This window comes from Sphingobacterium sp. 18053 (assembly GCF_902706145.1).
GTDB lineage: Bacteria > Bacteroidota > Bacteroidia > Sphingobacteriales > Sphingobacteriaceae > Sphingobacterium > Sphingobacterium paramultivorum.
Map to the genome: position 1 here is coordinate 133,267 of NZ_CACSJW010000002.1, position 16,845 is coordinate 150,111.

The following is a 16,845-nucleotide window of genomic DNA, read 5'->3' on the forward strand; positions in this document are numbered from 1 at the left end:
TCCTATTTTATTACATTTAGATCAACGGAATAAAAAAGTCGGTAAATGGTGGTAAAGGAGCGGTAAATGGATATCCGCTCCGGTAGGAAAAAATATACGTAAAGATTAATATCACTTTTATAACTGGAAAGCAGCTAGAATAGTTGCTGGCGTACAATCAACTTCATTGAGCACATTGCACCGTCGGCCATTTTTATAAAGATATATGATCGTAAATCCAACCAGGATGGGTGTACCAACAAATTCGTTGCATGGAATGCTGATCGTCTTGGCCGGAATTGGATCCTGTCCATAGACGATATCGATTTCCCATTCTTCATCTTTTACCTCAGTGAACTCCCTTTCTTTGAAATTGAAAGAAAAGGTATGGAATTTAAAGGCGATAGCATTACAATCTTTGGGTAGCAGCAATGCTCGGTTAATGTCAAATATTGGAAATGATATTTCGATCTGATTCTCCTCGGTTAGGTTAACCGTTGGATCGATATTCAGCGCATCCTGCATATGGAAATTTTCGTTGAATTGGAAATTCACCAATCTGTCGAGCCTACAGTTGTTTAGGCACAGTGTTCCCCTATCGTCATTGATACTTGTCTTCATTGCCCTATAAATCTGTCTATTCAAGCGATTGCCCATCTGTCCATCATGCAGTTCCTGATGCACTAACCCAAAAGCCTGCCTAATTGCAGCGCCCGCGCGACTTGCCTGTCCAAAATCTTTACCAGCTTTCTTCGTGTCGACGTTTTGTTTTACACGATGTGGTTTACCTTGAATGTAGTTCTTTGTTCCTACCTTTCTGCTTACCAGTGGGCCAACCAGTCCACGGATATAGCCATTATCATTTATTCCCATACAATAAATATACTACCAAAACGACCCTATGTCAAGTATCTTGTTCATTTTTAAGGATTTCGGAAGCTGCAGCAAACAGCAATTGTAAATTTGAAAATTTAGTGATACCTTTTTTGGGATTAGTTATAACCAATTGCTAACCACCTTCTGACTGCAAGCAAGGTGCAGACAGGATGTCTGTACAGTGAAAGCACACCTAAAAGGTGGACTCAACGTGGACTCACTGTGCACACAAGGTGGTTACAGTACGGAGTTGATCGTAAGTTAGTATGGAGTTGGTATCAGGAAAATATAATTATTTGCGTCGAGCGGCTGTGTTGAACTTTGAGAATAATCTAATCACGATAGAGCTTGATATAGACGCCACGAACAAGGAATCCATTTTACAACTCTGGAGCGACAACGTTTTCCACAATGTTATTAACAAGCTGTGGAAAACTGCGAACACCTCAAATTTTACTCGGAAAATAGGACGATATACTTGGTTTCTCCGTCAAGATTGGGATATAGATAGCTAGCAATCTATTTAACTTTCTTAGTCTTAATTTCCACAAATGTAAGCGTCAATGTTCCTAAAATGAGGTATATAAAGGTTGCGATGATCCTACCCGGAGTAAACTCCACTGCTTCACCTCGAAAGTAAATATCTATGAGGTGCTGACTTACTATTATTACTAACATAATAAAGCAGTAGGTAAGAAATAACTTACGGTAATTTTTCATTATTAGCTTTAAGGATTTGTTAACCTCCAAGTTAAATAAATTATTTCTAAAAAGAGCATGAGCAGAATAAAAACATGAAATATCATTCCCGAACTACTCAACTACTTTGATATTAGGCGCAATCTGCCGCAATTTATCAATAAATTGGGTTGGATTTTCCGGATCAACGAATATATCATCAATCACATTATAATGCAGGATCATTCCCCTTCTATAGGGCCTTAAAACGGTGAATTTCATCGCCCCAAACCAAAATACCTTATCCGTCTCTACTTTACGAATGGAGTTGACATCAACAGATTCTGTTCCCCAGATACTTTTTATAAACAGTTTGTTATCTTCAATCCAATACCGCTTAAAAAAGAATGTAAAATACCAGGTTAATGCAAATACCGCGAACAACAATAATGTACCCGTATATAAACCTCGATACAAACCATCGTAGGATATCACGGCAATAAAAATAATCGCTCCCGTCCCCCAAATATAGCTACCGAAGGGTATGTTTGTTTTAAATACTTCTCTCATAAAATCATGAAAACACCTGTAAGCTTAATTATTTTTCAATTAAAAGAACAAAATCAATAGGCTCTATCTTCTTATCAATTTACTTCAATATTAGGGCTAAGATCCAATAGTTGTTTTAGAAAACCGCTATCCTCTCCAACATTTATAAATAGCTCTTCAGATCCATTAAGATATAATTTCATACCCCTGCGATAGGGGTTCCAAAAATAAAGACGTCCATTTTTTATTAGCCAATCGACTTTATTCCTTTCAACTCTACTGACGGCCTCCAAATTAATCTGCTTGGATTTTATTACCCCTCGAATGAACAAAGTGTGGTTCTCGATCCGATATCGGGTGTAAAAGAAGACAAAACACCACATCGTTGCGATGATGAAACCTATAAACAGTGTACCCAAATACCAGTATTGATTTGTTGAATCATAGGACAAAAAGACAGCAAAAAGAATCATTCCAAGGGCCCAGACATAACTACCAAAGAAATGTGAGGTTTGAAAATTGAATTTCTCATTATAATTTAATATTTATGGGTTTAACAGCAAATGGCATTTCTCCTTCTATTCTCCTCCTGTTGGAGTTCCTTGATTCGGCTCACTTCCAATTTCTTCGTCTATTTTATCAGGTTTTGGCAGTACCCTAACCAAAACTTTTTTAAGATTAAACGGAATATTATTTTTATCCACTTCACTCTTGTCCAAAACCAAACTATTCTTGATCCCCAAATAGGACATTTTATATACTTCACTGGTTGATGAACCTGATAAAACCAAATTATTTCCATCGATCGCATAAGTATAATCTGTCTTATTGATTGCCAAATTATTCCGTCGCTCTTCTACAGTAACCTGATTGCCATGAAAATTAAATGTTGCATAATTTCCGTTATCATTCGGTTTATATTCAAGATAGGATTTAAAGGCCAACACTCCTTTCTCATTTACCTGCTGTTCGGCAATAATCCGAACATACCATAGCCCTGAGATTTTATCCAATTCGGACTCCTCTTTTTTACAGGAGAAACTTAAAAAAACAAAACTTAAAAACGCCAGAAAAACAAATTTACTTTTCATAATAATCTACTTTAAACAACAATCGGTTAATCATCAACTAGAAATTACACAAAAATTGAGCAGCCAGCAAGGCTAAATCACTGACTGCTCAATATCATTATCTCAACTGGAATGTCATTACAATATCGGGATTCTCGACTGAAGCAACGCTTCCGTACAATATTCCACCGTCTAGATAATAGTCTAGTTTAAAACTATTCTTCAATAAGAACGAGTGCATTTGATCCAAAATCGCTGAAGTATAGCCTCCCGAAGCCGCAGTTTTCAACGTGCATTTATAGGTACCTGTAGCTTCATCCAACGTATAGTTATACACTATTGTTGTCAACCAACCCGAACTTCCGCCATTCTGGCTTGAGAAACCTCTAAGTTCTATTCTTGAATTGGCAACATCCCAACCTAATTCCATATATCCTGAATTGAACACGTAGCCCGTACCAGAAGCCAATCCATTGTGGAAACGCTGCAAAATGGTAAGACCACTGGCTGATGTTCCTGGATAATATGTTTTATAAGGACTTCTCATGCCAACATATTTACTGCCCATCAACTTAAATAATGGTAATATTGGCTGAACTGAATTCTTAATCTCAGATTTAGCACCTTTACTGTCAACCAGATACATCTTCCCATTCTCTACCAATATGGAAACATAAGTAACCCCTCTATATGTCAGTCCCCCATCTATAATCGTAACGCCATCTAATACAAATGCATACTTACCTTTCACTGCAGATGTGGTACCATCCGCCAATAATGATGCAAACTCGATGCGTTTTCCATTGGTATTATTGCTCAATGTATTTACAGTGACAGCCATTTTATATGTACTATTTCCATCAGCAACATCAATATATGGATTAGCATTGGTTTTAAAATAATCCACGGTATTATCTAGTGATTTCTTGAGGTTACCAGCTTCATAAGCAGATTTTTCGGCTGCTGTTGCTTTTATCAATACAAAGGATTGTCTAAATCTTTTTCCAATGAAACCTAGCGTATCTCCTTTTGAATAGGCAAAAGCAAACTCAAGATCACTTTTGTAACCGTCACGTGTTACACCATTAAATGTTGACGAACTTGGATCATTCAATAACGAGATATAATTAAACGTATCGAATATCAGTGTTGCTCCATTATCTTGTTTTATACGATAATTTGATTTGGCAGCCGTCGTTGCACTTGCAGCTGTCAAATCAGCCATCATATTGACCTCTTGTTGGCCATTAAAATTAAGGTAAAATGAATATCCTCCACCTAGACCTGTTCCTAAAACTGCTTTCCAACCGTTTGTGGCAGTCTGTAAAACAAAGGAGATCGAATCAATCTTTTCTTTCATTCTAATTTCAGGACGTTCGCCAAAAGTCAGATCGTCATTTTCATTTTTACAAGCTACCATAGCAACTAGCAATAGTAGCGGATATAAGAGTTTATTTAACTTCATTATAATGTCTGTCCTAAAGTACCATACCAATAGTTCGTTGCGTTGTCTTTCTCATAAAAGGCGCCCAGGTTATTATAATCAACTGGATCTACATTTGCATTTAACCAACTTGCAGTAAACACTTTATTCGAAAAATATGTCAATAAACTCGAATTAAAAGCTCCCGCAATATTATTTGCATTTTGATAATTTCCTGTGGTTCCCGCTTGATCAGCTTTTGTTAGTTTTAAATCACCTGTAGATTTATCATAAGTGTAGGAAAATGTAAAATCGGCATCAAAGGTACCTGATGCAGACGTGTAGTTGACACGGATAGTTGCCTGAGTAGATGAATCAAAGCGAACAGATATACTATTCAGCGTTCTGTTCGATGCAGATAGGCCCGTCCTCAAAGCACTATAAGCACTAGAAAAAGCACTCGAAGTACCATATTTCGTATAATAGGCATTGGAGAGATTCATCGTCACCGCTTTGTACAAGCTTGATACATATGGGCGGATACTTAACGAATTATCCGTTGGAGCCGTTCTTTTCATATACTCTTGAACTTCCTTCTGTAATGCTCTGAAATCCACTTTCAGCCCTGTAGTGAAATAATTGACAACATTCGCCTCTTTCTGCTTCAGCTTGGTTTTTCCCAATGTAGAAGAACCACTTGCATAATTATCGTACCATGCCTGTCCTTTTACCAAAAGATGGGCAGCAACCTCCGCATAGTCTTCCGTATATTTACCCATCGCATAAGATGTTACAAAACCATACTTCTTTGCTGTATCTGCAGGTATCTTCGCCCAATCAGCATTGTAATCGGCTTTGGAAATCGATTCGAAATCTGTAGGAATAGCAACCAATTGGTTCAAAATATGGGTAAACTCATGATGAATTACCAAAACCCCAAAATTAGGTGACTGTGTATTTAAAGAATATAGTGTAACCCGTCGCCCTGCAGCTGCGGTTCCAGCCACACCTGTTCCGTCGGTGGCCAATGAAGGCGAGCCAAACAACACCCATTCTTTGGGCACATAGCGTTTTATAAAGGTTTCGCCCGCAACTTTACGGTAAGGTACGATATAGCTTTCCAGTACCGCAGTCATAGCGGGTTTCACCTTATCCACATAAATTGGCGTCACATTTCGTTCTGCATCATGATAATATCTGTTGTAACGGTACACAACATCAATATTATACTCATCAAGAAAAGTAGTTTTCAACCACGCATCCAATTCAGTATTGGTTTGAGGATCATCGTCATTATAGTTTGAAAAGTCTACCTTTTTAACTACTTCCTTCTGACAAGAACTGTAAAGGAAGATAGCCAAAAACAAAATCAATATTTTACTTAATATTTTCATAATCTAGTTATCTAGGATTTAATTCTATACCGGCCAATTTAACTTCCTCAGGAAGTTGAAAAATCCGTCTTGGATCTCCGGGTTTCAGTTCAATAGATGTTTCAATTCCCTTTGCATCAATAACATTGTGTACCACAGTTAGATCTCTTCGAGCGATATCGAGCCAACGTAAACCTTCCTGTAAAAATTCAGCTTTTTTTGCTGTCAGTACGGTTTGTACTAACCCCTTTTTGGGGTCTGCTTCACTAAAAAAGGCCATGATCTTAGGAAGCGTTACCTGATGTGTACTGGGTACATAATTTCTAATTTTTGTGCTATAAAATGTATTCAGATCGTCTAATGATGCCTGATAATTTCCTAGCTCAGCATACGCTTCTGCTCTATTTAATATTGTTTCGTCCAATGTCAGCAGCGGTTGCATGATATAAGGGAATCCTATACCAGGTCCGGTATAGAAGAAGTAATATAACCATTTATACGTTGTATAATTTGCAGTGCTGTATGACAATACTTTGTTTGCCAATGTTCCCCCAGTTACATTGGGTGTATTAAACATCGCTGTCAATGCCGGACCATATCCGTAACGAGGGCTTTCATTATAAGTCCAGGTTGAATAACAGTTTGCCAACAACAAAGTAGATTTCACATCTGATTTTGTAAACCCTTCTCTAAATACAGCACTTTCCTGATTTTGCATTGTTGTATTTATGGGTCTCAATTTCGTTAGAAAATCTCCGCCCGAAGCTAGGGTCGCATGATCAACGGCCTTTTGCCACTCTCCTAAGAACAAATACAAACGAGAAGCAAAGGCATGAGCTGCTTCAGCTGTGAAATGATATTTGGGTATTTTATAGGCTGTTGAAGACAATAAAGGTAATCCTTCTTCCAGATCTTTTACTATATTTTCATAAGTGGATTTAACGGTTCCACGCTCATATTGTTGTAATACCTTCTCGCCCGGCTTTGTGACATACGGAATTCCAGGCGAATCGTTTGCGCCACCGATTTCATAATTTTTAGCAAAGAAGATGGCCAACATATGATGTGCGTAAGCCCGTGCAACCAACGCTTCCCCCTTATATGGATTGGCAGCTGCTCCAAGCTTATACGTATCGATTGATTCTAATGCTTGGTTAGCCGCAGAAATTGCTTCATAACAGCCGTTCCAATAATTACTAGACGTATTGGTTCCTGCACCAATGATATCTTCCCAGGCATATGGCCTATCACGTGTATCTACAGAGTTTCCTACTCCCGGTCCTTTATCAACCGCATTGTCCGATGCGGATTCTGCAAAAGAAAGATAATCGGCAGAAGGGTAAGCGGTGCCAACCAATTGGGCAACTTTTTGTACCGTATTTATCTCGGTTCGGTTATCCGGTTCTTTATCTAAATATTTATTACAAGAAGCCAATAAAACTAAGGCTCCGATAACTCCAATGTGAATTCTATTAAAATTTTTCATTTCTTACTTATCTTAAAATCCTACTTTTAATGAGATTGTAACCTGTTTTGGAACCGGTAAAGCAACGCCTCCTGTGGCAAAAAACTCAGGGTCTTGTCCGTGCAATCTCTTATCCGCCATAATTGTCCAAATGTTATTTGCAACGACGTTAATACTTGCATTGGTAATACTCATCCGCGAAATAAATTCCTTTGGCAGCGCATATCCCAACGATATATTTTTCAACTTAATATAATCGCCATCTACGACTCGCTCAGTTGAATAATTATATGCATTGTAAGGATAAGAGGCACTTACCTGTGTACCAGATGCACTAACAACATTGGTTGCCGAAATTGGATCCAACAAAGCGGGTATCGTTGTTTTTAGCTCATCTCCCGGCATGATCCAACGGTTTAACATGTCTTTTGTCATAACAGACATATCATCATAAGAAGATCTGATCGAAGGTTTTAGACGTAATTTATTTCCCGCAGAAAAGGTCAATAGACCGGAAAGTGTAAAACTTTTATAAGAAAATGCGTTGAAGAAACCTCCCGTAAACGTTGGTTCAACGGGTCCTTCATACTTTAAATAATCTAGGATTTGACTCTGTAGGTATACATTCGTTGTCTTGATACCATCCGTTCCAATGAAAGTTGGATATCCATACTCTGGATTTAAACCGTCAAATTGAAGAGAAAATAAGCTCCGCTGTGAGTAGCCCTGCACAGCTCCACCAGTATTTGAAACTGCCCGCCAGATATTGGGGTTAATATCCAAACGCGTGATTTTATTTTTATTAAAAGCAAAGTTAAAGTTGGTCTTCCACCTAAAATCTTTGGACTTAACAGGAGTACCTGTGATAGCGACTTCAATACCTTTTGCGTCCATATCGGCATAATTGGCCGTCTTTGTATACTCTCCGTCAATACCAGAGGTTTGAATTGAACCTAAAAGGTCATAACTCTTTCTCTTGTACAAATCGACTGTTAATCCGACCTTGCTTTCGAACAAGCCCATATCAAAGCCTAAATTAAACTCGTTCATTTTTTCCCAAGTCAATTCTTTATTGGCAATATTGGATATATAAGTTAGCGTTTCTTGATCCACAATCTCGCGACGTCTTGCTATTTGATTATAGAACACCGCAGAAGAATTTGTTGCATTACCCATATTGGCGACCATACCATAAGTCGCACGGACAGATAGATTGCTTAAGAATAAATCTTTCGGCCAGAACTTTTCTTCATCAACATTCCATTTTCCCGAAACGTTCCAGGTAGGCAACCAACGTGCTGTACGCGATTTACCCATTTTATTAGAGCCATCATAACGGACAGTTCCATTGACGGAATATTTTTGTTTATATGCATAGGCCGCTCGCAAACTATATCCGTTAAACCGGGTAAAGTTATATCCCATACCATAATAAGGTTTGCCCTCTTCTCTTGCTTCTTTAAAATATTCATATGCTGGAACCGCCAATCCTCCGTTCTCATAGGAATATCCAACGCCATCAAAAAATTCAGCTTGACGGTCAGTTGTAATCATTTCCATATTAGCGAAAACATTGACATTATGTCCCCCATTAAATTCTTTATTGAATTCTAAATCCTGACGGAAATAATAATATTTTAAATTGTCGTTATTAATTTTATAAAACCCACCCTCTGGCAAAACACTGATAGGTAAATCGTTTGGAAAAGCAGGGTTGTTATATAGCTTATCATTTGAGCCTACTATGGTCGCATCCGACATGGCTCTAAATGATTGTACATAGTTTGAGTTCTCTTTTAAAAAGGTCTGATTTTCACTTTTTGAGAAACGATACGCTCCCGTAACAGAGTATGAAAGGCTAGGAATAATCTTATATTTCAGAGCACCCTGCACTTTGAAATCGATCATACCAAGTTCCATATAATTGTTGTTCACCTCATTTAGGATATTAAATTGTGCATAGTCACGTGTAAAATACTCAAGATCACCATTCTCGTCATAAGGTGTAATCAAGCGACTTGTACCAAGAGCGTAATTATAAGGATTGATATCATAACCTCGATAGTAAGACCCATATACGGGATCTGATTGTTGGTTTACAGTACCCGGTGTCTTTTGTTGTCGAATAGATCCATTTCCTAATACTTCGGCGCTGAATTTTTCATTGAATTTATAGTTGGATCTAAAATTACCTGTAAATCTTTGGACGTTATTACCAATAGTCATCCCAGGATCTTTCAAATAAGAAACAGATGAATAATTTTGGGTCTTCTCAGTACCAGAAGAAACGCTTAAGGAATGTTCCTGAACAAAAGAATTTTTGAACAACAAATCAAACCAATCGGTATTTGCATTTGCGTAACGTGTCAAGAAATCGACCTGACTCGGAGCGTCATTTCTAAGTCCATATGTTTTCGTTGTCTCGTCATATTCATACAGCTTATTGTACATTTTATAAAAGACTCCGCCATTAGCCCCTCTTGAAGCATTTGGAATTTGGTAATATCCCTTATTCTTCAACTCTATCATGACCGCCATTTGGTCATATGAAGTCATTACATCAAAATTATTATAACTCGGCTTAATATAGGATGTAAAATTCCCCGTATAGCTTACATGCGGCTTTCCTTCAGAAACCTTTCCTTTTTTGGTGGTTACAACGATTACTCCATTCATTGCCCGCGCACCATACATCGCTGTTGCTGCAGCATCCTTTAAAATATTAAAACTTTCGATATCGTCAGGGTTGAGTCCTGCAACAGAAGACCCTAACAGGGTATTCATATCTCCCGTTGATAATTGCTCATTGGAGATATTAACCACGTCTTCTAAAATAATACCGTCGATCACCCAAAGCGGCTTATTATCCCCTGATAATGAAGTTGCTCCACGTACACGAATCTTCGGTGCGGCGCCAAAAGTTCCTGAAACATTTTGAAGGGAGACACCCGCGACTTGTCCTTCGAGCATTCTAGAAACATCAGGTACCCCGGCGCGCTCAGCATCTTTGGCATCAACTCTGGTCGCAGATCCCGTAAAAAACTTTCTGTCAATATTTTGATAACCAGTTGCAACCACATCGACCACATCTAATTGATTATCGAGTGATTTCAAAATAATGGGAACAGTCGTACGACCGCCTACAGAAATTTCAGCACCTGCATACCCAATATACCGGACAACTAACGTCGAAGTTAAAGGAGCATTGATTTTAAAACGTCCCTGCTCATCCGTCTGTGTAGAAACTGAAGTTCCTTTAACTGTAATTGTAGCACCACTCAATTCTTTCCCGTCTTTATCTTTGACCGTTCCAGAAATAGACTGCTGTTGCACTTCTACAGGAACCGTTAGACTAACGTTCTTTAAATTACTGTTGACCGAAATGGTATTGGCAATAATTTTGTATTCAATATTATTGCTTTTCAAAACAGCATTCAATGCTTCCTCAACGGAAGCATTCTGAACGTTCACTGAAATCCGGGCCTTAGTATTCAGGTTTTCGCTGTACAGCACACGTAGATGGGACTGCTTGGAGATGGCAGAGAGCGCTTCTTCAATGCGGGCATTGCGCATATTTAACGTAACTTTTTGCGCCGTGCTCTTCGCATGTACGCCAGTTACAAATGCAAATAGAAGACATGTACTAATTTTCATAATACGTAATGGTTTGCAAAATCGTGGGTCTTGAGGGATCAAGGACCACCTTTTGCTAAGTGGTAAGTTATTCATACATTTACACTTTGTGGTTAATTGGGGTTTAATTGTTCAATCTTTAGATTTAGGGCCTGATGATCACATCTTTTTCTGAACAGGGATGCGCCAACATTCCTGTTCTCTTTTTTGGGCCAATGTAGTTGTTGTATTATTTTATCATAGGCATATAGTTTTCTTTTCAATTAGGCTGATTAGGTTCTTGTCGCAATAATGAGTTTATTCCCTTCTAGCTCAAATTTAAGATTGCTTACATAAGATAGCATCTCCAATACCTGAGACAATTTTACGTCACGTTCGATACTTCCCGTATATTCCTTATCGAGCTGTACATCTCCTCGGAATGTAACATCAAGATCATACCAGCGCGATAATTGATGCGCGATATTCGTTATTGTTTCCTTTTTAAAATAAAACTCATTGTTGTGCCATGCAAGATCATGTGCCAAATCGGCCTTCCCTTTGATTAAATTGTCCTTAAAAGAAGATGCATATTCACCGGGGAATAACTCTACATGTTGATTATTTTGCCATACCTCAACTCTACCTTCAGCCAAGGTCGTACGAACCAAATCTGAGTAGGAATTAATATTAAAATGTGTACCCAACACCTTGATTTCGTTTCCTCTGGATTCTACTATAAAAGGCTGCTCTGCATTAGGTGTAACTTCAAAATAGGCTTCGCCATCCAAAAAGACCCGACGTTCTTTTGTGGAAAATTGCGCCGGAAATTTCAATTGAGATAATGCATTTACCCATACTTTAGTTCCATCCGCTAAGGTCATTTTATAAAAACTTGCTTTTGGAACAATCAAAGAGTTATACTGCAATGGAATTGGTTGATCTGTTTGCTTAACGACCAATTCATTGCTGTTCCCGATTAAGTTATTATTTTTTGTCAAGGTCTTAGAGGAATCACCATCTAAAGAAACCTTTGTACCGTCAGCGAGAACTAATACTGCACCACTTGTGGCAGGTGCTATATCTTGCTTTTTTGAAACTATTACACGCTTACCACCCGAAAGGAATGAATCAAAATCACCTTGCCATAATAGAAAACCTCCTAACAAAAACACTATGGATGCTGCAATGCCCAACGACCATTTGCCAAAAGATCGTCCATTTCGTTTTTTATTATTCAACTTATCCCATGCTTGATTTGCATTCAGTTGTCTAACGATGGATAAATCTTCTTCAATATTTTCTGCTTGACGAAATGATTCCAAAAATCGTCTATTTTGGAGACTGGAGTTCAACCATTTATCCAATTGACTTTGTTCTTCTGCCGTAAGCTGACCGCTCAAGAACTTTTGGATAATTTTTGAAATATGCCCTGTGTTTTCTTTCATATATTACACTAAAGAAACGCTGGACAAAAAAAGGGGTGACAAGAATTTAAATATTTTTTAATAAAAATATAACAAGGGGGATAAATTCAGGGTTTAATCGTTTTAACAGCATTTTCATACCACGCTGTTTTTGTGTTTTCACGGTATTGATACTAATTTGTAGTTCTTTGGTAATCTCCAAATTAGACAAACCTTCCAGATAGCCTAAGCGAAAAACTTGCTGACAGGCAAAAGGCATCTCTTCAATGATTCTATAGATCTCTTGAATAACCTCACTATGGATCATATTTAGTTCTAGCGCTGTATTGTCTTCCTCTGTAAAACCTACTACGTTCCAGTATTTTTGACGAACTTTTTCATGGCGAATGTGGTTATAACAGGCAAATCTTACAGAACTGTATAGGTAATTTTTTATTGCAATCTCATTATCACTGACTTGATCAGTATTTTTGAAATAAGCAATAAAAGAGTCTTGTACAAGATCTTCAGCTATAGTAAGATCACCCAATATCTTCCATGCAAAATGACATAATCCATTATAGTGTGTTTTGAATAATACTTCTTCTTTCTGCATCGTTAGCTCTCTCGTTGCCACTTATTGTATTCTATAGGTGGATATTTAGGACATACAAGTACATCTCCTGCGTTGAGATGTTTAATAATTGTGCCATAAAAATGGCTAATATTTTTTATTATTTGCAAAAAAAATAAAAAATATTAGCCAAGGTTCTATTTTTAGCACCTATAAATAGCTGTTCTTATTAAAATAAGCTACAAAAGAAAATCGCACTAGAACGATTAAAACGAAATATATTAAGATCTCGAGAAAAGATTGACTAAAAAAAAGAATCTTTCGCTTAACCCTGAAAGAAAGTAACAAAAACTAACAGCTTTTTCAAAATTGACAAGAATGTGCGCTGAAATTTTCATAAAACAATGGCCCCTCCAAATAATCTTTGAAAGAGCCATTAAACATAAACTATAATTCTACCCTACCGGAACATACTTTACAGTTTTCTCCGGATTTTCAAAATAACCATAAGGATAAACGGAGGTTGGACTCACATAAGTCATCTTTTTGACCTTTACGCCTTTTATACTAAATTCCTTATAGAATTCTAATCCTGTCTCTGTATACACGTAAGAATAGATATTCTCGTCGGTTGCATCATCAAATACAAAAGCTCGATTCATATCACTGTAAATATAGGCCTCATAACTCTTTCCCCCTACTTCTACAGCATATTCAAAGAAAGAATCAAATAGTTGAGCTGTTTTTTGAAGTTTTTTTATCAATGCAGCCGGGTCAGATTTTATCGGAAGCATCACAACACGGTTATAAGTCTTGCGACCTTGGAGAATAACTGAATCTGCAGTCGCTTTCAGTACTAAAAACTCAAAATCCCCCTTGGTCCCTGAATCCACTGCTCCTTCTTCTGTATATGCACCTGGAAGTGCAAAAAAATGAATAATTTCGTTGAAAGTATCAAAAGTCAAAATAGGTCCTGCTACAGGATATACCTTATAGGTGCTTATCTGTGTTGTATAGTCGGTATGTATATTTTTATGCACATAGTCCGCTTGAAACTCAACACGGTCATCGGAGGTAAACTTTGTAAAAAGATTATAACCTCCAAATTCCAAATCTTTACTCGGATAGTATTGCATAATCCAGCCGTTCGGATTTGATTTTAAAATTTTGTATGCATTGTCTACGCTTGCATTCAACCGTTCTGTTGGATTATCTTCAAAGAATCGATCGCGCTTTTTGTCACAACTTGTTCCCAACAAAAGCGATACAAACATGGCTATATAAATTGAATGAAATTTCATAGTCTTTTATTTATTTGATTTTCGTTTGATCAAAATCACCTAATTTCGCTGTCCTATTGAGGATGTTTTTCCGAAGTAAATCCATGTCAATTCCCCATTTATCCTTCATATAAGTTTTTACGATGTTAAGTTTTTTCTGCACCAATGCCCTGCCTGCGGCCGTCGACCCTGGTGCTGTCAATATCGCGTTTAATTCATCCTGACTCCGGGTCACGTAATAGGAATAGAGTTCAGCATAGTCTTCTACCGCTTCTTTTGAAGCATACGGTGAAATAAAACCATCAGCAACAGCCAAACCTACCCTCGATTCCGAATAGGTCTGACTCCAATCATCCCCGACATAAGAAGTTCCTGTAATACTATTAAAATCAGAAGGAAATGGCTTTGTCTGATTCAAAATATGCTGAAACTCGTGATGTATAGTTTTGAAATAATAATAATTTAAATAGTCTACGTCACTACCACTTTCCTCGTCAAGATTTAATAAATTATATAAAGACATCTTTGTACCATTTTCAGCAGTACCTAATACTACGGTACCGTTGTTCATAACAGAAACAGATCCTATATAATTCAGTAACTTCGGGAAGTAACTTCGAATAAATTGTTTGCTCCCTGTTAAATCGTCGTAAGGTTCCAACCCTAAATACTGGATTAACCGAGTCATTCTTATCGATGCATCATAGGTGGCTGGTACCAAATTATAATTCATATCCGATTCCTTGTCTACGTATTTATATAAAACATCTATGTTATAAGGTTTTGTTATATTTTCATAGATATATTTATCTAAATCATTTTGTGTCAACTTCGAATCAATGAAAACACTGTTTGGATCCAGCTTATCTTCCTTTCTACATGAAGCGAGAAAGGAAAGGATTAGCCCTGCATATAATAAATTTTTAAAAATGTTCATCTTACCTTGGATTTGGAGTTAAACCTGCATTAATAACATCTTGTGGCAATTGTACTGCTCTTCTGTTATCATTTGTCGTCAATACATCTGAAGAAACTGATCCTACTGTCCCTCCTGCCAATGTTCTTCTGTAAACCTCTATACCATATCGTTTGAGATCAAACCAACGAAGACCTGTATGAAGCGTCTGAATTCTACGCATAAAAAGTACAGCATGAATCATATTTTCTTGCGTTCCCGATTCAATGGCATATTCTGGATTGTTCAATTTCTTTTTCGGAGTTGGAACTTTTGGCGTGTAATAGGCGAAATGATTGCCCCAGTTATTTATTCCTTCCACGGTCATTTTCGAAGCGAAAGTCACCATATTACCAGCCCAAAGCTGCATATCCTGAATAGCTGCATCATACTTCTTAAGGTGGATATTAGCTTCAGATCTTGTGAGAAGTGCTTCTTCCGAAGTCAATTCTGTCATAGTGGTACGAGCAAATCCAGTTTGTGCTACGGGATCTGTAAATTCAAACAGATACGGAAAGCGAGGTAATAAAGCCTTATCAATATTGGTACCACCATACACATAGGCCCTAATTCGATAATTTGTAGAACCTATTTGAATAGCTCCGGATTCAATACCAGGCCAATTAGCAGAAGCCAAGTAGGGAGCGATCGCAAAAAGAGTCTCTTTCCTTGCAATAACCGCATTATGGTTATATCGCGATTCAGTATAATATGCTCCAAATGTCAGACCTAAACCGGAATAAGGAGAAAATATAAGAAAATTAGCCTTCAATGTACTACTATTATATTCGCGAGATGCATTGCCTTGATCAGCAGCAAAAGCAGCGACTTGCGCATAGTTGCGCAAAGACTCCGTAGGGTCTCCAAGAGCTTTAGAAGCGTAATCAGCAGCTTTCTGCCATTCGCCCATAAATAAATATACACGCGCAGCGAAGGCATAAGCAGCAGTTTTATTAAAATGGTATTTTGCGGTAGCACTATTCGAATATGCCGCATCATCGATCATAGGAATTCCCTCTTCCAGATCTTTAACCACATAATCATAAACTTCTGCCACAGTATTCCGTTGATATTTGGGCGAAAGGGTAGTTTCGGGTTTCGTCATATAAGTAACACCCAGATCAGATTTTGAGGTACTTCGGTTGTAATGTTTGCCAAATAGATTAACCAGCATAAAATGATTATAGGCACGGGCAACCAATGCCTCGCCTTTCTGAGGCTGAAGGTTTTCTGGATTTCCAGCTTCATCAATAGCCTTTAAAGCCGCATTTGTACTCGATATAGCCTTGTATGAAGCCATCCAAAATTCACTGATATCATCATTGCCCTTTTCTGTAATTTCAGACCAACTATACATCTGCCCCGATAATCTGGTCGAATTTGGATTTGTCGCCCCATAATCATCGACATTATCCGAAGACATCTCAGCTGTCATTACATAAGAACTTGTAGGATAAGCAGAAGTCAAGATTTTTCCGATCTTATCCGCATTGTTTAATTCTGCACGGTTATCTGGCAATTCATCCAAATATTTATTACATGAAGTAAAGCCAATGAAACATCCCGAGAGTATTAATATATTTAAGAATTTAGTTTTCATTTCAA

Annotated in this window: 12 protein-coding genes; all 12 read right to left on the reverse strand. The window is 37.7% G+C overall.

Annotation, left to right across the window (positions count from 1 at the left end):
- Positions 1-117: 117 nt before the first annotated feature.
- Entirely contained in the window at positions 118-852 is a 735-nt protein-coding gene (locus tag GVK91_RS04700) for a hypothetical protein (RefSeq protein WP_153845714.1), read from the reverse strand.
- Positions 853-1,668: 816 nt separating this feature from the next.
- Complete coding sequence (locus tag GVK91_RS04705; RefSeq protein ID WP_159727249.1) at positions 1,669-2,103, reverse strand: PH domain-containing protein; 435 nt, start codon at positions 2,101-2,103, stop codon at positions 1,669-1,671.
- Positions 2,104-2,660: 557 nt separating this feature from the next.
- On the reverse strand, positions 2,661-3,173 hold the full coding sequence (locus tag GVK91_RS04710; RefSeq protein WP_120333635.1) for a hypothetical protein: 513 nt from the start codon (positions 3,171-3,173) through the stop codon (positions 2,661-2,663).
- A gap of 97 nt (positions 3,174-3,270) precedes the next feature.
- Positions 3,271-4,617 (reverse strand): DUF4302 domain-containing protein, encoded by a 1,347-nt coding sequence (locus tag GVK91_RS04715; RefSeq protein WP_159727251.1) that lies wholly within the window; start codon positions 4,615-4,617, stop codon positions 3,271-3,273.
- Positions 4,617-5,969, reverse strand: coding sequence for a substrate import-associated zinc metallohydrolase lipoprotein (locus GVK91_RS04720; protein ID WP_159727253.1), 1,353 nt, complete (start codon positions 5,967-5,969; stop codon positions 4,617-4,619). The genes GVK91_RS04715 and GVK91_RS04720 overlap by 1 nt, the downstream gene beginning before the upstream one ends.
- Before the next feature lie 7 nt (positions 5,970-5,976).
- Complete coding sequence (locus tag GVK91_RS04725) at positions 5,977-7,434, reverse strand: RagB/SusD family nutrient uptake outer membrane protein (RefSeq protein WP_159727255.1); 1,458 nt, start codon at positions 7,432-7,434, stop codon at positions 5,977-5,979.
- A gap of 12 nt (positions 7,435-7,446) precedes the next feature.
- The gene (locus tag GVK91_RS04730) at positions 7,447-11,067 is read right to left on the reverse strand and encodes a SusC/RagA family TonB-linked outer membrane protein (RefSeq protein ID WP_159727257.1); all 3,621 of its coding nucleotides are present in this window, start codon (positions 11,065-11,067) and stop codon (positions 7,447-7,449) included.
- A 251-nt stretch (positions 11,068-11,318) separates the two neighbouring features.
- The gene (locus tag GVK91_RS04735) at positions 11,319-12,473 is read right to left on the reverse strand and encodes a FecR family protein (RefSeq protein ID WP_159727259.1); all 1,155 of its coding nucleotides are present in this window, start codon (positions 12,471-12,473) and stop codon (positions 11,319-11,321) included.
- A 46-nt stretch (positions 12,474-12,519) separates the two neighbouring features.
- Positions 12,520-13,047: an RNA polymerase sigma factor gene (locus GVK91_RS04740; protein WP_046672051.1), complete on the reverse strand. Its 528-nt coding sequence runs from the start codon at positions 13,045-13,047 to the stop codon at positions 12,520-12,522.
- A 413-nt stretch (positions 13,048-13,460) separates the two neighbouring features.
- Positions 13,461-14,306: a DUF4302 domain-containing protein gene (locus tag GVK91_RS04745; protein WP_235032759.1), complete on the reverse strand. Its 846-nt coding sequence runs from the start codon at positions 14,304-14,306 to the stop codon at positions 13,461-13,463.
- A gap of 10 nt (positions 14,307-14,316) precedes the next feature.
- Positions 14,317-15,222 carry a putative zinc-binding metallopeptidase gene (locus GVK91_RS04750; RefSeq protein ID WP_159727261.1) on the reverse strand — a complete coding sequence of 302 codons (906 nt, stop codon included), beginning with the start codon at positions 15,220-15,222 and terminating at the stop codon, positions 14,317-14,319.
- A 1-nt stretch (position 15,223) separates the two neighbouring features.
- Positions 15,224-16,840 (reverse strand): RagB/SusD family nutrient uptake outer membrane protein, encoded by a 1,617-nt coding sequence (locus GVK91_RS04755; protein WP_159727263.1) that lies wholly within the window; start codon positions 16,838-16,840, stop codon positions 15,224-15,226.
- Positions 16,841-16,845 lie beyond the last annotated feature (5 nt).